The organism is Nocardioides sp. YJ-D4, from assembly GCF_054031495.1.
This window is the reverse complement of sequence record NZ_CM132932.1, coordinates 5,979,247-6,002,610: the sequence shown is the minus strand read 5'-3', so window position 1 is coordinate 6,002,610 and position 23,364 is coordinate 5,979,247. Positions and strand designations below refer to the sequence as shown.

The 23,364-nt window shown below is 65.4% G+C and carries 18 protein-coding genes; 9 read left to right on the top strand and 9 right to left on the bottom strand.

Annotated features, from left to right (window positions below):
* Positions 1–202: 202 nt before the first annotated feature.
* Complete coding sequence (locus ACW14X_RS28650) at positions 203–886, bottom strand: TetR/AcrR family transcriptional regulator (protein ID WP_457164167.1); 684 nt, start codon at positions 884–886, stop codon at positions 203–205.
* A 94-nt stretch (positions 887–980) separates the two neighbouring features.
* On the opposite strand from ACW14X_RS28650, the gene ACW14X_RS28645 reads away from it, so the two are divergent.
* Genes ACW14X_RS28645 through ACW14X_RS28625 form a run of 5 tightly spaced genes read left to right on the top strand, consistent with a single transcriptional unit; the run spans position 981 to position 5,789 of the window.
* Complete coding sequence (locus ACW14X_RS28645; RefSeq protein ID WP_457164166.1) at positions 981–2,093, top strand: hypothetical protein; 1,113 nt, start codon at positions 981–983, stop codon at positions 2,091–2,093.
* A gap of 26 nt (positions 2,094–2,119) precedes the next feature.
* A complete protein-coding gene (locus tag ACW14X_RS28640) occupies positions 2,120–2,725 on the top strand; it encodes an ester cyclase (protein ID WP_457164165.1) in 606 nt (201 codons plus the stop codon).
* 30 nt (positions 2,726–2,755) lie between these two features.
* Positions 2,756–4,345 (top strand): zinc-binding dehydrogenase, encoded by a 1,590-nt coding sequence (locus ACW14X_RS28635; RefSeq protein WP_457164164.1) that lies wholly within the window; start codon positions 2,756–2,758, stop codon positions 4,343–4,345.
* Complete coding sequence (locus tag ACW14X_RS28630; RefSeq protein ID WP_457164163.1) at positions 4,342–5,142, top strand: MBL fold metallo-hydrolase; 801 nt, start codon at positions 4,342–4,344, stop codon at positions 5,140–5,142. The genes ACW14X_RS28635 and ACW14X_RS28630 overlap by 4 nt, the downstream gene beginning before the upstream one ends.
* Positions 5,139–5,789 (top strand): NAD(P)-dependent oxidoreductase, encoded by a 651-nt coding sequence (locus ACW14X_RS28625; protein WP_457164162.1) that lies wholly within the window; start codon positions 5,139–5,141, stop codon positions 5,787–5,789. Before ACW14X_RS28630 ends, ACW14X_RS28625 begins: the two co-directional genes overlap by 4 nt.
* Before the next feature lie 1,257 nt (positions 5,790–7,046).
* On the opposite strand, the gene ACW14X_RS28620 is transcribed toward ACW14X_RS28625, so the two are convergent.
* From ACW14X_RS28620 to ACW14X_RS28600, 5 genes are read right to left on the bottom strand one after another with little or no spacing between them, the layout of a single operon-like run.
* Positions 7,047–7,583 (bottom strand): hypothetical protein, encoded by a 537-nt coding sequence (locus tag ACW14X_RS28620; protein ID WP_457164161.1) that lies wholly within the window; start codon positions 7,581–7,583, stop codon positions 7,047–7,049.
* 3 nt (positions 7,584–7,586) lie between these two features.
* A complete protein-coding gene (locus tag ACW14X_RS28615) occupies positions 7,587–8,804 on the bottom strand; it encodes a phosphotransferase family protein (protein ID WP_457164160.1) in 1,218 nt (405 codons plus the stop codon).
* Positions 8,801–9,820, bottom strand: a complete 1,020-nt coding sequence (locus ACW14X_RS28610) for a DUF7064 domain-containing protein (RefSeq protein ID WP_457164159.1) — start codon at positions 9,818–9,820, stop codon at positions 8,801–8,803. The genes ACW14X_RS28615 and ACW14X_RS28610 overlap by 4 nt, the downstream gene beginning before the upstream one ends.
* Before the next feature lie 45 nt (positions 9,821–9,865).
* On the bottom strand, positions 9,866–10,978 hold the full coding sequence (locus ACW14X_RS28605) for an NAD(P)-dependent alcohol dehydrogenase (protein ID WP_457164158.1): 1,113 nt from the start codon (positions 10,976–10,978) through the stop codon (positions 9,866–9,868).
* A gap of 14 nt (positions 10,979–10,992) precedes the next feature.
* Positions 10,993–12,501: an aldehyde dehydrogenase gene (locus ACW14X_RS28600; RefSeq protein ID WP_457164157.1), complete on the bottom strand. Its 1,509-nt coding sequence runs from the start codon at positions 12,499–12,501 to the stop codon at positions 10,993–10,995.
* Between the two features lie 155 nt (positions 12,502–12,656).
* Between ACW14X_RS28600 and ACW14X_RS28595 the strand changes: the two genes are divergently transcribed.
* The 4 genes from ACW14X_RS28595 to ACW14X_RS28580 all read left to right on the top strand — a co-directional run bounded on the left by ACW14X_RS28595 (position 12,657) and on the right by ACW14X_RS28580 (position 19,942).
* Positions 12,657–15,707: a BTAD domain-containing putative transcriptional regulator gene (locus ACW14X_RS28595; RefSeq protein ID WP_457164156.1), complete on the top strand. Its 3,051-nt coding sequence runs from the start codon at positions 12,657–12,659 to the stop codon at positions 15,705–15,707.
* Positions 15,708–16,983: 1,276 nt separating this feature from the next.
* Positions 16,984–17,373, top strand: coding sequence for an ester cyclase (locus ACW14X_RS28590; protein ID WP_457164155.1), 390 nt, complete (start codon positions 16,984–16,986; stop codon positions 17,371–17,373).
* A 63-nt stretch (positions 17,374–17,436) separates the two neighbouring features.
* Positions 17,437–18,852, top strand: coding sequence for a flavin-containing monooxygenase (locus ACW14X_RS28585; protein WP_457164154.1), 1,416 nt, complete (start codon positions 17,437–17,439; stop codon positions 18,850–18,852).
* Between the two features lie 166 nt (positions 18,853–19,018).
* The gene (locus ACW14X_RS28580; protein ID WP_457164153.1) at positions 19,019–19,942 is read left to right on the top strand and encodes an SDR family NAD(P)-dependent oxidoreductase; all 924 of its coding nucleotides are present in this window, start codon (positions 19,019–19,021) and stop codon (positions 19,940–19,942) included.
* Between the two features lie 140 nt (positions 19,943–20,082).
* On the opposite strand, the gene ACW14X_RS28575 is transcribed toward ACW14X_RS28580, so the two are convergent.
* From ACW14X_RS28575 to ACW14X_RS28565, 3 genes are read right to left on the bottom strand one after another with little or no spacing between them, the layout of a single operon-like run.
* Positions 20,083–21,276 (bottom strand): acetyl-CoA C-acyltransferase, encoded by a 1,194-nt coding sequence (locus ACW14X_RS28575; RefSeq protein ID WP_457164152.1) that lies wholly within the window; start codon positions 21,274–21,276, stop codon positions 20,083–20,085.
* Positions 21,269–22,174 (bottom strand): acyl-CoA dehydrogenase family protein, encoded by a 906-nt coding sequence (locus tag ACW14X_RS28570; RefSeq protein WP_457164151.1) that lies wholly within the window; start codon positions 22,172–22,174, stop codon positions 21,269–21,271. Before ACW14X_RS28570 ends, ACW14X_RS28575 begins: the two co-directional genes overlap by 8 nt.
* A complete protein-coding gene (locus ACW14X_RS28565) occupies positions 22,171–23,310 on the bottom strand; it encodes an acyl-CoA dehydrogenase family protein (protein WP_457164150.1) in 1,140 nt (379 codons plus the stop codon). The genes ACW14X_RS28570 and ACW14X_RS28565 overlap by 4 nt, the downstream gene beginning before the upstream one ends.
* Positions 23,311–23,364 lie beyond the last annotated feature (54 nt).

The following is a 23,364-nucleotide window of genomic DNA, read 5'->3' as shown; positions in this document are numbered from 1 at the left end:
CCTTTGGCCTCCGCCGATGATGAGGATCCGCTTGCCCTGAAGGCGGTCACGAGCGACTGCTGCGAAGGAGCGCACCTAAAGCAACCTAGTCCTCGACCTGACGCTCGGCCGTCATCATCGAGGCCCGCATCGTCGCCTAGCGGTCGGCTCGGTATCAAGCCAGGGCACCAAAGATCCGCAGCTAGCTGTGGTGATCGTCGCTTCAGGCTAGGCGCGCAGCGACGGCGTCGAGGATCAGGTCCAAGGTGAACTGGTATTCGGCGTCGCTGTCGAAACGAGCGAGGTCAGCGGCGGCTTCTGTGACACGGGCAAGGCCGGAGTCCTCCAGCGCCGCTTGCCGCTGCGCGATCCCGTCGGCGTCGGTCGTGCCGTAGGTCGGTCCGGCATGGACCTCGCGCAGCAGGGTGCCGATCAACGTGGCGATCAGGCTGCGCAGGATCTGAACGGCCTGGTGTTGCTCGAAACCAGCGGATCGGAGCACGGCCAGGACGGCTTCGACGGGCGCGAGCCCCTCGAACGAGCCGAGCTGGCGGGTGAGGACGAGCGGCGCTGCCTGCGGGTGCGCGAGCGCGCGGTCGCGGAATGCCTGGGCGATGGCGAGCAGGTCGACCCGCAGATCGCCGGTCGCGATGGGCAGTCGCATCGAGCCCAGCAGGTGCTCGGCGACGGCGTCGAGCAGATCGTCCTTGTCGGCGATGTGGTTGTACAGGCTCTTCGCATCGACTCCGAGGATGCGGGCGACCGAGCGCATCGAGACCGAGTCGATCCCCTCCACATCGATCACCTTGAGCGCAGCGGTGACGATCGCAGCTCTCGTGAGCTGAGAGGCACCCTTCGGGGGGCGCCCACGCCGGGTCTCTCTGCGCGGTTCAGGTGTCGTCTTCATGGGGTCATGATGCCCCCTGTTGAATAAATCCACAACGTGGGTATGATCGACGTCACGTGAATACCCACGACGTGGGTAAATATGAGGAGTGACGATGCACTTTCCGTGGGAACCCAGCGAGGTGGTCGACCTGCCGACAGTCGGGACGGGTGTCGACACGGTGACAGACCTGTCCCGCTCCGCGGAGCCACCGGGCGCCCGGCTTCGCATCGCTCGCGCACAGGGAGAGGCGTTTCGCCGCGAGTTCGCCACGACCGGTACGCCGCACTCGATCACGACCTGCGACCTGATCACGCTGCCCTACCCGACTCGCTTCGGACTGTTCCGGGCAACGAGAGCGATCGCACCGTTCCTGTCGATCACCAACCGGATGCTGGTGATCCGGTGGCACGAGTCCGACGGCCGCCGACGGGTGCTGCTGTTCGAGCCCAGCGATCACGAGCACGGCCGCTACACGCCGTACTTCGACAAGCTGACCCGGAAGACACCGGACGTCGTGGAACGACAGATGGTCCACGAGCACGGCACGGTCCTCGGCCATCTCGCCCGGCTGGGCATCAGGCCCGAGGAGGTCGACTACCTGCTGTTCGACCACCTCCACACCCAGGATCTGCGCCGCTGGGTCGGCACCACCGCCTATCAACGCGACCTCGACGCGAGGCCCGACGCGGCGTTCCCGAACGCCAAGGTGATCGTTCAGCGCGACGAGCTGGCCGGGATGGCCGAGCTGCATCCGCTGCAGAAGCCGTGGTACCAACCGACGACCTACCGCGACGTACCGCCCGAGGCGTTCCTGCCCATCGACGGCTCCGTCATCCTCGGCCCTGGTGTCGGCGTGGTGAAGACGCCGGGCCATGTGTTCGGCAACCAGAGCCTGATCGTGAACACCTCGACCGGGATCTGGGTCTCGAGCGAGAACGTCATCGCCGTCGAAGCCCTGACCCCGGAGCACTCCAAGCTGCCCGGCCTGGCCAGGTGGAGCAAGGAGTGGCAGCAGGAGGTCGTCCTGAACGCCAACACGATCGAGACGACAGCCGATCAGTACAACTCGATCATCCTGGAGAAGGCGCTGGTGGACCGCGCCCAGTCCGACTCCCGGTTCCTGCAGTTCTTCCCCTCCAGTGAGCTCACCGGCGCCTGGACCAACCCCGGCACCCGGCCGACGTTCACCCACGGACACATCACCCATGGTGTCCAGCCCGTCTGAGCAAGCCCAGCAAGAAGGAGACGAAGATGTCATCAACCCCTGCCCGATTCACCCTGCCTCCCGAGGAGGTGCTCAGGGCCCGCGAGAAGCTGGTGCTCGACCACTTCCACGACGAGGTGGTCCAGGACTGGGACGCGACCCTGTCCACGTTCCCGCATCCGCACTACGAGCTGATCGCCCAGATGACCGTTCACGACGGTGACGGCGAGGTGCGGGGCTACTACAACGACACCCGGGTCGCGTTCCCCGACCAGGATCACGAGATCATCGCGTTCCGGCACAGCCTCGACGCGGTCATCGTCGAGTTCTGGCTCCTCGGCACTCACCTGGGCCCCCTCGGCGGTGTGATCCCGGCGACCGGGTCGAAGCATCGCACCCGCATGACGGCGTACTTCATCTTCGACGAGCACGAGAACCTCGCGGTCGAACGCATCTACTTCGACCAGCTCACCATCCTCAAGCAGCTCATCGCGGGCGTGGACAAGAAGACACCGGGCGGGCTGCTCAAGCTCGGCCGCATCCTCAAGGGCGTCCTGTCCATGGCCGGCGGCGGACCCGACCCCCGACTGCTGAACACGACACCGCCGGCGTTCCTCGCCGACCAGCCGACCGGTCACCGGTCAGGCAACTGACCCGGACCACTGGATCAAAGGAGAACACCCATGCGCGCACTCATCGGAGGCAAAGGCCCCGACTGGCTGCTCGACCACATCGAGCCGCCCTCACAGCTCGGCGCCCTGCGGATCCAGGTCCACGCCGCAGGCATGAACCGAGCCGACCTCTACGCCCTCGAGGGGTCCTACACCGCCAACGGACAGGAAGCCGGACCGTTCACGGCCGGCATGGAGATCGCCGGTGTCGTGGAGACCGGGAGCCTGCTGGCACCGCACCTGCCGGCCGGCACCCGGGTCATGGGCATCACCGTCGGCGGCTTCGCCGACTACGCCCTCGGACACCCGCGGCTCCTTGTCCCGATCCCGGACGGGCTCAGCTTCGAGGAGGCCGCCACCCTTCCGGTCGGGCTCAACACCGAGCACGACGCGCTGGTCACCCAGGCAGGCTTCTCCCCCGGCGACACGGTGCTGTTCGTCGGCGGCACGAGCTCGATCGGGCTGATCGGCATCCAGATGGCCAAGGCGCTGGGCTCCGGCACGGTCATCGCCACCACCACGAGCGAGGAGAAGAAGTCGGCACTCCTCGACGCGGGCGCCGACCTCGCCGTGAACACCGCGACAGAGGACCTGACCGCGATCGTGCTGGAGGCCACCGGCGGACAGGGCGTCGACATCACCCTCGACCACGTCGGCGGCACCCTCTTCGCCCAGCTCCCGAGCGCGACCGCGATCGGCGGCCGCATCGTGAGCATCGGCCGCCTCGCCGGCGCGGCCACCGAGCTCGACCTAGACACCGTCGCCTTCCGGCGTCAGCGGCTCATCGGCACCACCTTCAGCATCCGCACCCGCGCCGAGCTCGGCGAGGTCGTCGCCGCACTGGCCGAGGAGGTCCTGCCGGCGGTGGCCGACGGCCGGATCGCCCCGCGACTCGGTGCGGTCTATCCCGCCGAGCGGGCCGCGGAGGCCGCCGACCAGCTGCGTACCAACGGTGCGACGGGGAAGATCGTGCTCTCATTCGCCGATGCCCACACGGGCCCCGCGCCGACACCGAACACCGTCGCCGGCATGTTCGGATCGATCGCGCAGATCGGCTACGTCGTACGCGACATCGAGGCCTCCATGCAGGGCTTCATCGCCGCCGGCATCGGTCCCTGGTTCTTCCTCAAGGGGGTCAAGCCGGGCGACTTCACCTACCGCGGACAACCCTCGGACATGGTGATGGACGTCGCCGTCGCCAACAGCGGCGACATCCAGATCGAGCTCATCACACCGGTCAACGACGCCCCCTCGATGTACGCCGACTTCCTGGCCTCCGGCCACGAGGGCGTACAGCACCTCGCCTACTGGAGCGACGACTTCCAGGGTCTCTACGACCGCGCCCTGGCCGCCGGATTCACCGTCAGACAGGAGGGTCGCATCGGCGGCGAGGACGGCCGCTTCGCCTACCTCGAGACCGAGCACCACCCCGGCACCGTGGTGGAGATCTCCGACGTCGGCGGATCCAAGAAGCTCATCTTCGACCTGATCAAGCTCGCCGCCACCAACTGGGACGGCTCCAACCCGGTCCAGGAGATCGACGCCGGTCTGATCGGCGGCGACCCCGCCGCCGCGGCGGCACTCATGGAGGCCTTCGGATGAAGGTCCACCACCTCAACTGCGGAACCATGCGCCCCTGGGGCGCGCCTGACGGCCTGGTCTGCCACGTCCTCCTCATCGAGACCGACACCGACCTCGTCCTGGTCGATGCCGGACTCGGACTGGCCGACGCGGCCGACCCGGGCAAACGGTTCGGTGAGGCACGGTTCTTCGTACGACCCGCCTTCGACCCCGCCGAAGCCGCCATCAACCAGCTCCCGGCACTCGGGTTCGACCCTCAGGACGTACGCCACGTCGTGCTCACCCACTTCGACGCCGACCACACCGGGGGTCTCGCCGACTTTCCCTGGGCGAAGGTGCACCTCACCTCGGCCGAGAACCAGGCGGCCCTGAATCCCCGCGGGGCCGTCGAGCGTGGCCGCTACCTACCCTCGCACCGATCGCACGGACCGCGCATCGTGGAGCACACGCCTGCCCGAGGTGAGGCCTGGCGCGGCTTCCCAGGCGCCCAGGAGCTCACCGACATCGCTCGCGGCATCGTGCTGATCAACCTGCCCGGCCACTCCCGTGGTCACGCCGCCGTCGCGGTCGACGCAGGCGACCGCTGGATCCTCCACGTCGGTGACAGCTTCTACCACCTCGGCCAGATCGACGGCACCGGCCATGCCCCCAGGAGCCTCTCCGCCATGGAGCGCCTCATCGCCGCGGACCGGTCCCAGGTTCGGGGCAACCATCGGCGGCTCACCGAGCTGTGGCAGGCCGGCGAGCCCGACCTGATGCTCGTCAACGCCCACGACCCAACCCTTCTTCGCCAAGCACAGGAGACCGACAACCCATGAAGATCGCCATCCTCGGAGCCACCGGCAACGTCGGCTCCCACACCCTGAAGGAAGCCGTCACCGCCGGCCACGAGGTCATCGCCTACGCGCGCCGGCCCGAGGCCGTCGAGCGCCTCGCCGGGGTCACCGTCGTCCCGGGCGAGCTCGACGACACCGCAGCCCTCACGGCCGCCATCACCGGAGCCGAGACCCTCATCATCAGCATCACCGGCCCTGTCAGGGACAAGACCTTCACCCAACGCACCCTGCCCGGCATCCTCACCTCCGCCCGCGAAAGCGGCACCGGACGAGTCGTCCTCGTCTCCGCGTTCGGCGCCGGTGACACCGCGGACAAGGCCTCTCCCTTTGCCCGCCTCCTCTACCGCACCATCCTCAAAGGGTTCTTCGACGACAAGGCCGCAGCCGAGAAGCTCCTGCCCACCTCCGGCCCGACCTGGACGGTTGCCTACCCGGTCAACCTCAAGGACGCCCCGGCACTCGACACGACCACGATCAAGGCCATGGACCAGGTCGGCAAGGTGCCAGGCCTACCCACCCTCCCCTTCAGCAACGCAGCGAAGGCACTGGTCGAGATCGCCACCAGCGACGCGTACGCCAACCAGCGGGTGCTCATCACGACGCCCAACGGCTGGAAGCCCGCCTCATGAGCCATTCGATCGGCCACGCGGCGATCAACGGCAGCCCGTCCCCGGAGATCGACGGCGAAACCCCGAATCGCATCACTGCTGTTCAGAGCCGATTTTCGCCAGCAATGCGACGCATTCGACGTGGCGCGGTCATTGGGGGAAGAGACCGGAGACACCAAACGTGATTGAGATTCTTTGCGGGGGCGCCTGAGATCGTAGGTCCAAAGTGGGCCCTGCCCTGCGACGATGTGACTCGGATCGCTTGCAGGCATCGGTACCCTCCTGCAGGACTTTGCGGATCAAAGTGAGCCCATTCCGAGCCCTCGTGTCAGCAGGTTCCGGCGTATGCAATCCAGCGCTGACCAGGGCTCTCGACTAGGCTGGGCACCCTGTCTAAAGGCAGCCGACCAAACTCCAGTGCGGGCACCCTCTCCTCGCCCGACTCGCGGCACCACAGTTGAGAGCTCATCACCTCGGAATGGCCCCCCACTCACGGAGGGTTCAAGTCCCAGTCGCGCACGCACATGATTGTGCCCCGAACTGGGGAAACTCGGTCGGGGCCACAATCCATTTCAGCCTGGTTGGGCACCAGTTGGGCACAACACGCTCATGTATCCCCCTGTTTAGCTGTCCGCGTATCTGAAGCGGGCTGCTGTCAGCCCAACTCGAGACTCCTCCTCAACTGGCGGCCGCGGCGCACCGACCGGCAGCGTGAACGTCGCCACCACCGAACTTCAACGAAGCAGGACGGCGAGGCTTGGCTCTTCGATGAGCAACGGTCGTGCCTGCCAACCGGGCCAGACTCGTACTCGAGACGATGCCCGAGCGACATCAGCCTCTGCCCACGCTCGCCGCCTGGACCATCGCCAGCGGACCCAACGGCCTGTCCTTCCCCGCGGAACGCCGGAACGAGAACACACCAAAGGGCGGCAAACACATTGCCCACGGCAGCTCCTGCGGCCGTGGGCAACGTTCAAGCAAGATGGGTCCGTAAAGCGTGCGGGATGGGGCTGGCTCGAAGCTCGCCGCGTTGCTGGCCGGGATGGTCTCGATTTTCACGACCTCGGCCATACGGCACCTGCCATCGCGACGCTTTTACCAGCACAGCACGCGTGATTGAGACCGCGAAATCGCTCGGCGATTGTCAGAGTTCGCCAGGGCCGCCAGGTAGTGGTTCATCGCGGGCCGAGTCGTTTGACGATGAGCAGTTCTGCCGACCAGCATCATTCACTCGCAACTTTGTTGGCGCGGGGCCCTTCGGTTGACAGCTGCTGACACCTATGGCCTGGCTACGGCAGCAGCCAACGCCTCGTGAATGTCGAGCAGTGAATCGGGTTCTGGATCGAACCCGAACGGCAAGAGCCATACTCGATCCGTGGCAGCCTGAGCCTGGGAAGCCTCAAGAGCTGCCTCCTCCACCGCCCTGCGCCTTTCATCACTCATGGCGTCCGCTGCGACGATGCAGCGTCGAATTGATGCTTCCAGGCCTGCCGTCCGTAGACGCACCGATTCGCCCTCGCGCATCGGATCCGCGGCGACCTTCTCTGCGGCTGCCTTTTCGCGAAGGAGGCCATCCTGCTCCTCGGCTCCGTCGAAGAGGCTGCTGAGCGTATCGGCCAGTGCGATGGCTCCTAGAAGTTGCTGCCTCTCCCGGTCGGCGATCAGATGGATTCGCTGTTCGGCGAACTTTAGGAAATCGACGACGAGATGCAGTTGCTGAATGGCCTGTGCCTGGCCGGTCGCCTCCACCGTAGGAGCGATCACCGCCTCCAGGCTCTTGATCGCGGCTCGCATGGTGTTGCGGGTGTAGTCCATGGATCAGATCACCTCTTTCAACTGGCTGACCAATTGCTGTGTGAGGAGGGGAACCACGCCTTCCAGGCGGGTGAGCAGGATGTCCTGATGCGAACGCCCCAGGCGGGCCACGCGATAGGGGGTGGCGAGTGTGCGAACCAACGCGGAGTACGTCGCGAGCATCGCGAACCACCGCACCCTTTCCTGGTCGACGCGAAGCCCAGATGCCTGTTCGTAGGCCGCGAAGAATTCCTCCCGCGGCTGCACGCCGCTGGCCAGGAAGGTCTTGCCGTCCTCCGCCATCCCGCCGAAGAGCGGGTGAGTGCAGTACGCGAGGTCCTCGTGACGGTCGCCCACATGCCCGAGCTCCCAGTCGAGCCAGGCGGTGATCTCGCCGGTCTCCTCGTCGAAGAGAAAGTTCCCACTGCGATAGTCACCGTGAACGATTCCGACCTTGTCGGTCACCGGCAGGTTCCGCTCCATCCACGATGCAGCCACCTCCATCGCCGGATGATCTTGTCCACGGTCGAGCTCCCACACCGAACGCTCCATGTTGAGTCGTTCCTGCGCTGATTGCGTCGTACCCGCTTCCGGGACCGAGACGGCATCCGTCGCCAGGGGCGCGACCTCAACATTGTGCAGCGCAGCGAGGTGCTCGACGAACTGCGGAGCCAGGCGGTCGCGGAGGTCCGGACCGAAGGTGGTCCCCAGCCCGGAGACCCTGTCGTCGTCACTCACCGACGGTTTGGTGACGCCTGTGGCAAACGAATAGATCAGGGCCGGCCCAGGGAGTTCCTCCCCAAGCGAATCCGCCCACAGCGCCCGCGGCACAGGAAGCACCGAAGCCGCCGCCGCACAGATCTCGAACTCGGTCTGCTTGTACGTTGTGTTCAACGTCTCCGGTGGGTCGATGCTGAGCAGCAGATCTTCCCGCACTCTTCCTCGACCTGGTGCTTCCCAATCAAGGGTGAAAGCCGCTTGGATCTTTGACGCTCCCCCGGTCAGCCAGCGAACGTCCGAGACGGCGAACTCGCCGTCCACGCGTGCCTTCAGGAATCCGACAAGGCTGTCATGGATGTCGTCGAGCCCCAGGGGGGACCACGGTGGACCCGTACGACGACCGTAGCGAAGGTCGAGAGCCCGCTGGCTGACCGCGTCGGTGGGGAACCGCCGCTTGACAGCCTCGACGAGGTCTACCGGAGGGTGGTCGTTGTCGACCAGCGATGGAATCACTGCGTTCATGCCCGTACTCCTCCGTCGAAGAATCGGTTGGCCATGCGGCCATGTCGAGATCTCCTTGCCGCGAGGAACTCGATTCCCCAGACGTCAGCCATGAGTCCGTACCCGACGGCGCCGTCATGCTCATAACGCATCAACGCCTGGTTGGTCAGGTAGGAAGGACTGAACGAATACCAAGGCGTCGCAGCAACGGCAGACCCGACGAAGGCATGCGTGTGCCCCCGCTCGTCGGTAACGCTGATCCGATTGGACGCCGGCAGGAGGTTCACGTGCTCGGCTTCCATCGACGCTTCGGTGATGCCGAATGTCTCTCCGTGGTCGTATACATAGCCGAACCTGAGCGGCGAACAGGAGACCTTGTCGTCGTCGATGCCCAAGCCCGTGACCAAGTGAACGCCGAAGTTCTCGTCGAACGGAATGTGCAGGTAGGTGAGGGCTGACTCACCAAGCTCCGTACGTGTTCCCCAGCTTCGATCGAAACCGCCCATCGAGTTGATCTCGTACGTCTTACCTCGCAGGGTCAGGACGCCCGTCACCCTTCCCACGAAGTCGAGGTGGCCACCGGCCCACGCATCACCGAGACCGAGGTCCTGGTGATCCGCGGACACCGCCAGAAGGGGGTTCTCTGCGGGATCGTTCGGGTCCCAAGCCGGCATGCAGCCCTTGAAGTCGAGATCGAACCGGCAGGCCCCGTTGAGACTCTCGTACACGAAGCGGTAGTTGTTCGGCGGCTCATACACATCGACTGAAAGCCCGTTCGCCAGGTCGAACTTAACCATCGAGGTGGGACATGGAGTGTGCATGTGCGGGTCCGTGAAGTCCGCGGTGAAGGGATCTGGGTTGATGCCCTGAACCACGTTGATCGACGAGATCGTCGCACCCACATGCGGCCGCGCGAGAACGTAGACGTTTCCGTAGATACGTTCCTCGGGAATTGCGAACCAGAAACCGATGCTTTCCGCCCATCGAGTGAGCGAAGGATCGCTCTTGTGGAAGTCAGCATCTTCAGGCGTAATCATGAAGTCATCCTCCGTACGATTGAGTTCGAGAGCCGATGCCCTCGTTCAGCTGTTGTTGTCGGGAACCACGACGACCTTGACGGCCTCGCCCCGGTGTTGCGCTTCGATCGCCTCATTGAGCTCGGAGAAGGGGAACCTCTTGATCAGCTTGTCGAACGGAAACTCACCCGCCCGGTGATGCTCCAGCAACCTAGGGATGAACGTCTGCGGGTCGCTGTCGCCTTCGACGATGCCCTTGATCGTCAGCCCGGTCTGCATGGTGGCGACAATGTTGAGGGGCAGGTTCACAGAGAAGTCCGACGGAACCCCGACCAACCCCAAGACCGCGTTGCTCGCGACGGAGTCAATGCCCTGCTGAATAACGTCGACGCGCCCGGTGGTGTCGAAGACGTAGTCGACCCCCTCTCCCGCCACGGCGAGCACTGCGTCTTTGATGGACTCGCTGGTCGGGTCGATTGCATGCGTTGCACCGATGCTGAGCGCGAGGTCACGACGTGACTCGTGGGGCTCGACAACGATCACCTTCGCGCACTTCTGGATGACGGCGCCCATGACGGCTGCGAGGCCGACTGGACCTGCCCCCAGGACCAGCAGACTCGAGCCCTGCCTACAAGACATCGACTGCATAACCGCTCCAGCCCCGGTTTGCAGGCCACAGCCGAGCGGGCCGATCATGGCGATATCCAGGTCATCGTCGACCTTCACGACGTTACGCGCCTTGGTAACAGCGTGACTTGCGAAAGACGACTGGCCGAAGAAGTGACTGTGGACCGCGTCCCCACCCCTGGACATCAGCGTGGACCCATCTGGGCGTGTCCCGATGTAGTTCTCGGCCGTGAAGTTGCGGCAGTACGCGGGGTTTCCACGACTGCACGACGTGCAGGTGCCGCAACTGCTGAACGAAAGGGCGACATGATCACCGGGGGCGAGGTTGGTGACGCGCTCACCCACCTCGGTCACGATGCCGCTGCCTTCGTGACCGAGGACCACAGGATACGGGAGGCCGTAGATTCCGTCGCGGGCGCCGATATCCGTATGGCAGAGGCCTACGCCCTTGATCTCGACAAGCACTTCGTCCGGACGCGGCGCCTGTAGCTCTACCGTCGCCAGTTCCATCGGTACATGCGGCCCTGTGGCGACCGCAGCTGTGATCTGCATGTTGGATCTCCTTCTCAGACGTTGGACGAAGCGGCGAGGTTCGGATCGAGGTAGACGGTCTTGTGCACCTGGAAAGCCAGAAGACCTTCGGGCCCGAGCTCGCGGCCCATCCCACTCGCCTTCACCCCGCCAAATGGGGCGCTGGGGTCATTGACGTAGGCGTTGATTCCGACAGTCCCGGTACGGATCTGTCGAGCGATCGCCTCGCCCCGCTGTGCGTCTCGGGTCCACACAGTGCCGCCCAGTCCGTACTCGCTGTCGTTGGCGATGTCGATGGCCTCGGCGTCGTCCTCGTACGGGATCACAGTCAGTACCGGCCCGAAGATCTCTTCTTGAGCGATAGTGGATCGGTTGTTCACGTCGGCGAACACTGTGGGCTCGACGAACCAGCCGTGGTCAAGCCCACGGGGTCGCCCGCCACCAGTAGTCAGGCGGGCACCGCAGTCCTTGCCCTGAGCGATGTAGCTTTCGACCCGATCCCGCTGCCGCGCCGACACAAGGGGGCCCAGCGTCGTGGATCGGTCCGTCGGGTCTCCGAGGACCATCGAACGGGCGAGGTCGGTGACCGTGTCGACCACCTCGTTGTAACGAGCACGCGGAGCGAGGATGCGTGAGTTCAGCCAGCAGATCTGACCGTTGTTGAGGAGCGTGACGCCAAAGAAGCTCTCGATCGTGGACCCTAGGTCCGCGTCGTCCAGCACGATTGCGGCAGACTTGCCGCCTAGCTCAAGCGTCACCGGGCGCAACAGGCGACCACATGTCTCTGCGATCGAACGTCCGGCAGCGGTCGAGCCGGTGAAAGAGACCTTGTCCACACCGGGGTGCTTCACAAGATACGCACCGATATCGCGCCCACCGGGCACGACATTGAGTACGCCGCTGGGCAGACCGGCCGCTGCCGCCGCCTCGGCCATCAGGTACGCATCGAGCACGGTTTCCTCAGCCGGCTTGAGGACAACGGTGCACCCCGCAGCAAGTGCTGGCGCGAGCTTCAGGAAACTGATGGCCTGGGGCACGTTCCAGGGCGTGATCGCGGCGACGACGCCGACCGGTTCACGTAGCACCAGTGACGTTCCGCCGAGGAGCCCCGGTCGGCGCTCCTCGTTCTCACCCTCCACCATCAGCTGAGCAAAGTAGCGCAGGAGCATCGGCGGAAAGGCAACCTCGAAGTTCTCGGCGAGAGTGATCGGCATTCCGTTCTGGATGCTCACCCGCCTGGCCATCTCTTCGCCACGAGCATCGAGCTCGTCGGCGAACCGGCCGAGGACCTCCGCGCGCTCCTGCGGCGACAGAGTACGCCAGCCGGAAGGGTCGTCGAACGCCCGGCGCGCAGCCCCGACCGCCAGGTCCATGTCCGCATCGGTCGAGCACGGAACCCTTCCGACCACTGCCCCTGTCGCAGGGTTCGTGACCAGAAGCGTGTCCTGGCGCCCGGCGGCCCTCCACTCTCCGTCAATGTAGAAATGGGCGTACTCGATGATGCCCTCGGGTTGAGTGTTGTTCGTCAGAAGTCCCTCGGTCATGCGACGGGCTCCTCTCCTTGTCTCGGTCCCAACAGAACGCCCTCCTGCGGCTGTTGAGAACTCCATTCGGGCACTCGACCCGAGTGGAGCATGCGGTCAACTGAACATAGATTTGTGACCGAAATCTCACCGAAATCGCCAACCTCAGGAGGGCCATGCGCGCCGTTGCTGAATCGATCTCGCTGAGCAGAACAAGCACCGCTGAGCTGCCCCGCCGCGCTCGAGTCCGCTTGCCGGCCCCTGCCGACTGGGTCATTCCACGCGAACGGCTCCGCCGTCGGCTCGCCGAACTCTGTGATCAGAACAAAGTCGTCTGGGTGCTGGCTGGCACGGGGGCTGGCAAGAGCACTGCCATTGCCGACATGGCCATCGACCATCTCCGGAACGGCGGGTCCCCAGTCTCGTGGCTGACCCTCGACCAGTCCGACCGATTGCCAGCTCGGCTTCTGGACCACTTGAGCGCAGCCCTCAGCACGTCCGGTGTCACCGTCCCAACGCAGTACACCGACGACAGCACTCGCGGCGTGGAAGGCTCGGACCTCGAACGGGCCGCTGGACTGGCGGACGCTATTCCGGAGAGCGACCGGGTTCTTGTGCTGGATGAGTTGGAGCACTTGCTGGACTCTCGCGACGCACTGCAGGCGCTACGCGGATTCATAAGGTGTCTACCGGATAGGACTCGAATCATCCTGTCTTCTCGTCGCACTATCGATTTGGGTCTCGGCGGGCGTTTTCTCGGTCAGGTCGGACGCATTGACAGCGACGAACTCAGCTTCGATGCGTCGGAGGCAACGGCTGTCGCAGAACTGTTCGATGCATCTGAGGCCGAGGCCGCAGATGCTCTGCGGGGCGCGGCCGGCTGGGTTGCTGGGGTCCTTTTCGAACTCTGGCGCTTTACTGGGCATCCGGCGGGAGGAGACAACCCAGGTGAGGCATTGACCGCCTACCTGGGCTCCGAGGTCTTGGCGGATCTCACAGAAGAGCAGCGCTGGCTTCTGGTGGCCACGTCAGTGCTCGACGAGTTCGATGATGAGGCTGCATCTGGCCTAGGAGTGCCGGATCCTGCCCGAGCGATGTCCGAACTCCGGCGCCTACACCTACCGATTCGGCGAGGCGCGGAACGTAGCCTGAGATGTTCACCCCAACTCCGTGCCCATTTGCGCCGAGAGCTGGAGCTGTGGGGCTTGGAGACCGAGATCCATCGACGACACGGACTCTGGCACGTGCGTCAAGATCGTCCTGAAGCCGCAGTCGACGCCTTCTTGGCCGGAGGCGAGGTCAGGCGCTCGGGCCAAACAGCGGAGATCGCCATACCTCGAGCGCTGGCAGCAGGCGATGTGAGCCGCGTAGCGCGTTGGCTCGGCAGGCTGGACCAAACTGACATTCGCGCCTCCAGTGTGCTCAGTCAGGGACAGCTGACTGTCGACATCGAGTCGGAGGCCTGGTCCGCCGGCGCAGGCACCGCCGATCGCCTACTGGCGCTCCGATCAAGGTCACCCATTCACCTCCCTCTCGAGCCGGGACTGGCAGGAGTAATCGCGGCCTGCTACGTGCATGTAGGCCGCTACCCGGACGCCTACGCGGTGCTGGGCGAGGTCGACAACGACGATTCCGTGGATACCTGGAGAGTTGCTTTGGCTCTCGACGACGCGGGCAGCACCGCACACTATCGTGATCGTCCACAGCTCCGTGGCGATGTGGTCGACGGCATGCTCCAGAGGTTCGATTTCATACATGGACGGCTTAGTCGAGTGTTGGAGTCGCCGGTAGCGCCTTGGCGAGCCTCGCGATCGAGTCGCGTCGCCGCCCTTCGGGCCGCAGGCCGGCTCGGAGAGGCTGAGGCGTTGTTGGACCAGTATCCCGACATCGGTCAGTCGCCAACTCTGACCCGTATCAAAGTGGAGCTCTTGCTCGACCAAGGCCACATAGAAGATGCGTTGTCCCTGTTGACCGACACCCATGCTCTGGCGCGGAGTTCCAGCCCCTACAGCGCGGCTCTACATCTACTGCTCGAAGCCTCCATCGCACTACGGACATGCGGCGACGTCGAACGCGCCCGTCGAGCGCTCGACGCGGTCGAGGCGGATGCAACGAGTCGGCAGCACCGTAGGGTGGTCGAGCAGATCGACCTTTGGCGGGGACTCGCCGATCTGCACGCCGGAGCAGATGCACCAGCTCTCGATCACTTGCGGTCAGCGTCCGACTACATCAAGGCTGGCGACCGTCAACTGCTAGCGCCATTCGCCGGCGTGTACCTCGCGGAGGCAGCTTGGCGCAACGGCGATGAAGATCTGGCCGACAGTGCTGCGGATAGCGCGCTGAAGGCTGCGGCGGTGCAGGGCTCGGACCATATGCTTCTCCAAGCACTGCGGGAGTTCCCGCTGGTGCTCTCCCGCCGGCTGGACGCGGATAGACGTCCAGATCCGCGGTGGCAACGCTTAGGCCGGCAGGTATTGGTACCGGTTGGAGATCTCACGCGTCGACAAGGTCCATACGCCCCTGAGATACGGGTCTGCGACCTGGGGTCTGCTGTCGTTCGGGTCAACGGACGTGCAGTGGACATGCACCTTTCTCGAAGTGTCGAGCTGTTGGCTTATCTTGCGACCAAGCGTGGAACGGCCAACCGGCGAGCCGTCCTCGCCGACTTGTTCGAGGGGCGCACCGATGACGCCGCAGGTGCATACCTGCGGCGAGTCCTCGGTGACGTGCGCGCGCATCTCGGGAACGACTGTATTGACACCACCGATGGACGACTCACGTGGTTGGGCGGTCGTCTTACCAGCGACGCCATAGAGTTTCGCCACCGACTTGGGGAGGTGATGCGCTTGCGTGGACCCACTCGACTTCGCGCCATGCTTGCGACGCTGGACCTCATCGGTGGCGACTACATGCCTGGGGCCGGGTCCGACTGGGTGACCGAACTGCGGCGCGATCTAGCCATGATGGCCAGTGAGCTGCGCATCGAGATCGCAGACACCGCCCTTCTCCTCGGTGACCTGATGACAACGCAGAGACAGGTCGAGCAAGTTCTCTCCGAGTCGCCCTACCAGGAACGCGCGTGGCAGCTGGCAATGCGCGTCGCCGGGCATCTTGGGCACGATGACCGAGTGCTGGAACTCTATCTCGAATGTCGCGCGAGACTCGCGGAGGTCCCGACGACCCCAACTCGAACCACTACCGAACTACTTGATCGTCTGCGCCGGTGAGCCGGAGCCAAGGCTGACTGCCAGAGGGCGACGCCTGATCGTCCCGGCTGATCTTCCAGAGTCGATCCATGAACGATTGCCTCTTCGACTCAAACAACGTTGGCGCGCTCCATAAAGTGCATCGGCAGACGCAGTCGGTACGTCGATGCGCGGGACTCCAAGCCTGGAATCACCCATTCTCTCGGAAGTGCGGCGGACACCCCAAGAGCTTCCTCTTCTCTTTGACGCCCACGAGCTCCAGACAGATGCAGTACTGCCCGGGGGAAGCAGTTCGAGAGTGCCATCGCCTGAACCGCTTACCAAGCCGGTGAAACTGGCTCTGCTCGGATGAGGTGTGGCGAGCGGCTTGCTCGTGGCGATGTGGTGCCGAGTTGAGAGGGGTCGAAGCCTCCAAGATCGGTAGCGACCAAGCTCACCGTCCCCGAGGCCTCGACGTGTCCGACCTACGGGCGTGGCATCGTGCTGTCGCCACGACGCTCGCTCCTGCCGAACGGTGATCTCCTGCGGGCACTGATGGCCGCCACGTCATCGCGGTCGACCACAGTGATCATCGCCGACGACTGAGTGCGACGGTCGAGTCGCCACCCGACCCGATGGGCTGCCCTACCTGCGGACTGATCGCGCACTCCAAGGGTCGTCGGCTGATCTGGCTTGTCGACGTGCCCTGCCTCGGCCGCCCCGTGCGGCTGGTGTGGCGTAAGCGGACCTGGCGCTGTGTCGAGTCCAGTTGCCCGACCAAGTCGTTCACTGAGCAAGACGACCGCGTCGCGGCATCACGTGCGTTGCTGACCACCCAGGCGTGTTGGTGGGCGATCAATCATATCCGCCGCGACCACGCCTCGGTGCTGGGCCTGGCCCGCCAGTTGGGGTGCGCTTGGGACGTACTGGCCAGATCCCGCATGAACATCGTGCCCGCCACCGAACCCGAGATCGGAGCTGATGACCTCCCGCCAACTGGCTGACTCTCATCAAGGAGAACGCAGCATTACATCACTACCTGGGGCATGACCAACTGTCGATGGCGATGGCCTGACTCCCCTTGCAACCGGTTGTGACGGGCGGCCGCACGCACATCGCGCAGCGCGCGCGATGCCGGCCAGCAGGTCGACGCCACTCACACCAAGACGGGACGGCGCACGTAACCGTGCGATCTCGCCACCTTCGCTCAGACGGCATTCAGCCCGACAGAACGCCCTATTGCAATCTGTGTGATGCACGCTACAGTTAACCAGACGGTTGGTTGGTTCGCGAGGGCCAGCCAGATAGAAGGAGCACCATGGACACCCAACCCACGACGGATCTCGAGAAGCTCGCAGACGCCTACGTCACTGCGTACAACACTGGCGACTACAACTACCTCGGCGAACTGCTCGACGAGAACATCCGCATGCGGCACTACCCGCGTGGCGTCGACAACATCGGGGCTTCCCCGGCCATCCAGATGATGAAGGACTTCACGGCGATCCTGCCGGACAAGGGCTTCAGCGAGCGCACCCTGATCAAGCAGGTGAGCGACGACACGGTCGTGCTGCGACACGTGTGGGGCGGCAACCCGCTGGCAGACGTTCCCGGCTTCGGCAAGAAGGGCGAGCTGATCGCCCTCGATCTGGTCACCTTCATGACCTTCGCCAACGGTCGCATGGTCGACTACCACGACTTCGGCTGAGCGACCCGACATCCCACGGTGGGAACAACGGCATCACGAACGAGATTGACAGGAGAAAGATCAGTGGAGAACCGAGAGAACCGTTTCGCAATCGTCGGCGCCGGGCCGAACGGCCTGATCGCAGCCCGCGCCTTCAAGCGAGGTGGGCTCGACATCGACATCTTGGAGCGCCACGATGCTGTCGGCGGCATCTGGAACATCGACAATCCCGAGAGTCCGGTGTACGAGTCGTGCAACTTCATCTCGGACCGCGTCAGCAGCGCCATGGTCGGCTATCCGATGCCGGACGGCATCCCAGTCTTCCCTGCGTGGCGTGAGGTGCGCGACTTCATGCACTCGTTCGCGCGCGATAGTGACCTCGAGCAGCACGTGATCTTCGGCAAGGAGGTCACGAAGGCCTACGCGACCGAGACCGAGGACGGCCAACGCTGGGTCGTCGAGACGTCCGACGGGGTGCAGACCTTGTACCGCGGGGTCGTGTGGGCCTGTGGCCTCCAGCGCACTCCGTACCAGCCCGAGATCAACGGGCTGGATGACTTCGAGGGCGAGGTTATCCACAGCAACAAGTACAAGCACATCGAACAGGTCCTCGACAAGCGGGTCCTCGTCATCGGCGCCGGAAATAGTGGCGTCGACATCGCCTGCGACGCAGCGCACGCCGGCAAGATGGCCCACCTTTCCGTACGCCGCGGGTACCACTTCTTCCCGAAGCTGGTCTTCGGCCAGCCGATCCTGCAGGTGCTCAGCCGCACCGGCAAGGTGCCTCAAGCGGTCACCCCGCTCAGCGAGCTTACCGACGCCGAAGCCATGCAGCTGGCCCTCGAGAGCGTGGGCGACCTCACCGCCTTCGGTCTGCAGAAGCCCGACCACGAGGTCGGCGCGACCCACTACGTCATGAACGACCAGGTTCTGTACCAGATCGCGCACGGACACCTCCAGGCGCATCAGGACGTCGAGTCGATCAGCGGCAAGACCGTCCACTTCGTCGACGGAAGCTCGGCCGAGGTCGACCTCATCATCTGCGCAACCGGGTACGTCTTCGACATCCCGTGGCTCGACCCGGAGCTGCTCGAGTGGGAGGAGGACTCGCCCACATTCCACCTCGGCACCATGGCGAGCAAGGTCGAGGGCCTGTACGCCGCCGGTGCGGTGCACTTTCCTGGCCTCACATACCTGACGTGGGACCGTCTGATCCAACTCGCGGTGTGGGACGCCAGGCGACTCATGACCGGCGAGGGCCAGGAGTTCCGCGACGAGATCATGAGCTACAAACCGGAGCTCAAGAACGACAACCTCATCAAGACCCACCGCAACCTCAACCAGTACGACATGGCCAAGCTCATGGCCATGACCGAGGAGCTGCAGTCCCGCTACGGCATCGAGGTGCCGGCATCACCGGCGGATGACTTCTACAGCCGCCCGCCGGCACGGAAGATCCCCACGACCACGCAGTCGGGCGCGTCCCAGGTGAGCGTATAGATCGGGCTGCCCATCCGATCGCGAGACGGCTTCGAGGTCTTGTGGATGAGGTGTAGGAACCCTCGTCCACAAGACCTCGATGTGTCTGGCGCGCCCGGCTGTCCGGCCGGTTCCCCCGTACGTAGCGGACGACTTTGACCACCCAATCCCATCGGAGTGAGAAAATATGAGCACAGAGGAAATGAAGTTCGACGGCGACGTCGTTGTCGTGACCGGAGCCGGACGAGGTCTCGGCCGCGAGTACGCACTGGCACTCGCGCGCAAGGGGGCTCGTGTCGTGGTGAACGACCTGGACCCCGATGTCGCCGAATCCGTGGTGGCTGAGATCCGAGAGCTCGGCGGAACGGCGTTCGCGGACTCGCACAGCGTCGCCGACCTGGAGAGCGCAGGGCAGATCATCCAGACCGCCCTGGACAACTTCGGGTCGATCAGCGCACTGGTCAACAACGCGGGCGTCATCTCCTTCGCTTCGTTTCCTGACGTCACGCAGGACCAATGGGCGACCATGAAGGCCGTCACCCTCGACGGCACCTTCAACATGTGTCAGCTGGTCTGGCCACACTTCGCACGCCAGGGCTACGGCAGAATCGTGAACGTCACGTCGAATGCCGGCTTCGCCGGATCTCCCACCCTCGCTCACTACGGGACGGCCAAGCTCGGTGTGCTCGGGCTCACGAAGAACCTGGCACACGAGGGCGCCGACCACGGGATCCACGTGAACGCCATCGCCCCGATGGCGGTCACCCGCATGAACGCCGAGGCCTTCTTCGGCAACAGCGAACCGAAGGAGGACCGCTGGCAGCAGGACATCGCCGACGGCAAGGTGCCCATGGGACCGGCATCAGCCGTAGCGCCCGCCGTCGTGTGGTTGGCACACCCCTCGACCACCGTCAACGGTGAGGTTTACACCGTGTCCTCCGGCAAGGTGGCCCGGGCCGCCACTGTCCTCGGGGAGGGCTACTTCAACCCCGACCTGACGCCTGAGGACATCCGGGACAACCTCGAGGCAGTGCGATCGCTCGACAACCAGGTCGAGCCGTTGGAGACGGCCGACGAGCTCGCGCTGATCCCGCCGCTGTTCGCGCGGTAGGACCGGTCGCCCAGCAGATCCCGATGCGAGAGCGGCACCGAGCACACCCGCTCGGTGCCGCTCTCGCATCGACGTACGAACTCAAATGCACGCGAGGCCATCCGACCCCCGAAGGGGCGGATGGCCTCGCGTCGACTCGGTCAGGCCAGGTTCTCCACGACCATCGCCATGCCTTGGCCGCCGGCGACGCACATCGTCTGAAGTCCGTAGCGCCCGCCGCGGCTGCGCAGTCCGTTGAGCAGGGTGCCGGTGATCCGGGCCCCGGACATCCCGAACGGGTGACCGAGGGCAATGGCTCCGCCGTGCACGTTCACCTTCGCCGGGGGTACGCCGAGCTGCTCGTACGTTGGCACGACCTGAGCCGCGAACGCCTCGTTGATCTCGACGAGGTCGAGCTCGTCCACGGAGAGGCCGGCAGCCTTGAGCGCGCGCCGTGCCGCATCCACGGTCCCGAGACCCATGATCTCGGGCGACAGAGCACCGACCGCCGTGCTCACGATCCGGGCCAGTGGCCGGACCCCCAGCTGTCGAGCCAGGTCGTCGCTCATCAGGAGAACCGCGGCAGCGCCGTCGTTGAGAGGACAGGCGTTGCCCGCCGTCACGCGACCGCCCTCCCGGAAGGCCGGCTGCAGCGCGGCCAGTCCTGCCAAGGTCGTCTCGGGGCGAGGGCTGTCGTCGGTGTCGACGACGCTCCCGTCGGCGCGGCGGACCGGGCAGATCTCCTCGGCGAAGAAGCCCGAAGCCACGGCCCGGGCGGCGAGCTCCTGGCTTCGCAGCGCGAACTCGTCCATCTGCTCACGGGTCACACCGGTCAGGTCCGCGACGTTCTCGGCGGTCTCGCCCATCCCCAGGAACGGATCCGGTAGGACACCGCGGGTGCGGGGATCGGTCCAGGGCACGGCGGGCTCGAGCTCGTGGAACGGCAGCGGCCGCTCCTCGGGCAGCGGGTCCGGTCCGGGCTGACGCACCCGGGACACCGACTCGAGCCCCAGGGACAGGTACGCCTTCGCGTCACCGACCCGGATGGCATGGTCGGCCATCCGCGTGGTCTGCATGCTCGAGGCGCAGTAGCGGTTGACCGTCACGCCGGGGACGCCATCGAGGCCGAGCTCGATGGCGAGCACACGGGCAAGGTTCCCGCCCTGCTCACCCGAAGCCAGACTGCAGCCGAGCAGAATCTCGTCGAGATCGGCCGGGTCCAGCTGAGGGGCCGACTCGAGCACGGCTTGGGTGACCCCGAGCAGCAGCTCGTCGGGGCGAACGTCGACAAGCGATCCCTTGAACGCCCGGCCGATCGGGGTGCGACCGGCAGCGACGACGACGGTCTCAGCCATGGCGGGCCTCCAGCGCCGTCACGAGCTCGCGGGCGAGCATGATCTGGCGGAACGGGAAGTGCAAGCCCATCTCCCAGGTGAAGCCCAGTCCCCCGTGCGCCTGGACCGCGGTCTGGGCGATGTCGAGGCTGCGTCGGGTCGCAAAGGCGGCGCCACGGAAGGCCTCGTCGAGACGCTCCGAGCCCCAGATCACCGCGGTCTCGGCCAGCTCGGCCGAGATCGCGGCGTCGGCGAGCTGGTGCTTGACAGCCTGGAAGGTACCGATCGGCTTGCCGAACTGGACACGCTCCTTGACGAAGGCCAGCGAGTCGGCGAGAAGCTGTTCCGCGGCGCCGGTCGCCTCGGCGGCCAGCACGACCGCGAGCTCCCGGGCGGTCTGGTCGGACAGCTCGGTGCGGAGGTCGACCACGCTCCCGAGGCTAACCAGACCGAGCTCGTCGGGCGCGCCTGCGGGAACCGGGACCAGCTCGTCGCGATCGACTCCCAGCCCGATGGCGACGACGACCTCGTCGCCCAGCTGACCGAAGGGTACGAATGAGCGGTCCGAGTCAGGCAGCGGGAGCGCAAAGGTGACCGGGCCGACGTGCTCGGCGGCCGCAGCGGAGTAGCGCTTGGCCAGCAGCGTCGGCAGGAGCGGCTGCTTGATGCAACCTCGGCCCCATGCCCGCGCCAGCGCGACTAGGTCGCGCACCGAGGCGCCGTCCGGGCCGTCGAGGATCCCGAACTGGTCCCACCCGCCCTCGGCGATGGTCGCCCAGGAGATGGGCGAGGGCCCGTCGGCGTACGCCGCCACCGGAAGCCCCCGGGTGCCACGGCGCAGCAGCTCCTGCACGCCTTCGACGGCGACCTCGCCGAGCTCGCTAGGGGCCGTGGTCATCGTGTGTTGGATCTCGGTCATCGTGGCAACCCCAGAACTCGCTCGGAGACAATGTTTCGCTGAATCTCGTTCGTGCCGGAGTAGATGCTCGCGGCGCGCGCCTCGAGGTACTGGTAGTGCCAGTGGTCGCGGTCGGCGCCGCTCCCCTCCTCCAGCCCCAGACGGGTGACGTGCTGCCAGAGCTCGCTCCACGTCACCTTGAGTATCGACGCCGCACGCAGAAGCTCCGCCTCGTCGCCGAACTCACGGTCGACGACCTTGGCCAACTGCCAACGCAGCAGCTCGGTTCGTACGTCCAGATCGCGCAGCCGATCAGCCAGCTCTGGGCGGTCACCGACAGTCTCGAGCAGCCGGTCGAGGTCGGAGCGGATCTCGACGTACCGACTAGCTGTCTCGACACCGCCGCGCTCGTCGCCGAGGACGCGCATCGCGACCTTCCACCCTTCGCCATCCGCGCCGACCCGGTCAGCCTCGGGAACGAAGACGTCCTCGAACCGCGTCTCGGCGAAGTGCACGGCCCCGGAGATCTGCTTGATATCGCTGAGCGTGATGCCGGGCTGCTTCATGTCGACGAGCAACATCGAGAGGTTCCGGTAGCGCGGGGCGTCGGGCTGGGTCTGGGCCAGGACGAAACAACGCTTGGAGTGCTGGGCGAACGAGGTCCAGGTCTTTCGACCGGTGACCAGGTACCCGCCCTCGACCTTGCGCGCCTTGGTCTGGATGTTCGCAAGGTCGGATCCGGCCTCGGGCTCCGAGAACCCCTGGCACCACACCTCGTCGCCACGCATGAGCGGCGGCAGATACTTGGCCTTCTGCTCCGGGGTCCCGCTCTTGATCAGCATCGGGGCCACCAGCGTCTTACCGACCCGGGTGAACGGGTCCGGTGCTTGGGCCTTCCCGGCCAAGACGTGGAAGACGACCTCCTCGGCAAGCCCCAGGCCGCCCCCGCCGAACTCGGCCGGGATGGAGAGGCCGGAGTAGCCACCGTCCCACAGCAGGTGGTCCCACTCCCGGCGGAGGCTGTCGGACTCCTCGTTGGACAGACGACCCCGCGCCTCCCTCCAACGCGCCGGCACCGTCTCGGCCAGCCACTTCTGTGCCCGGCCCGCGAACGACTCCAGGTCATGGAGATCACTGACGTGCGTCACTGCGCTCATTTCGTATACCACCAAACGTTTGGTTGCTAAATTTGGACCGGACGAGGCCGACGG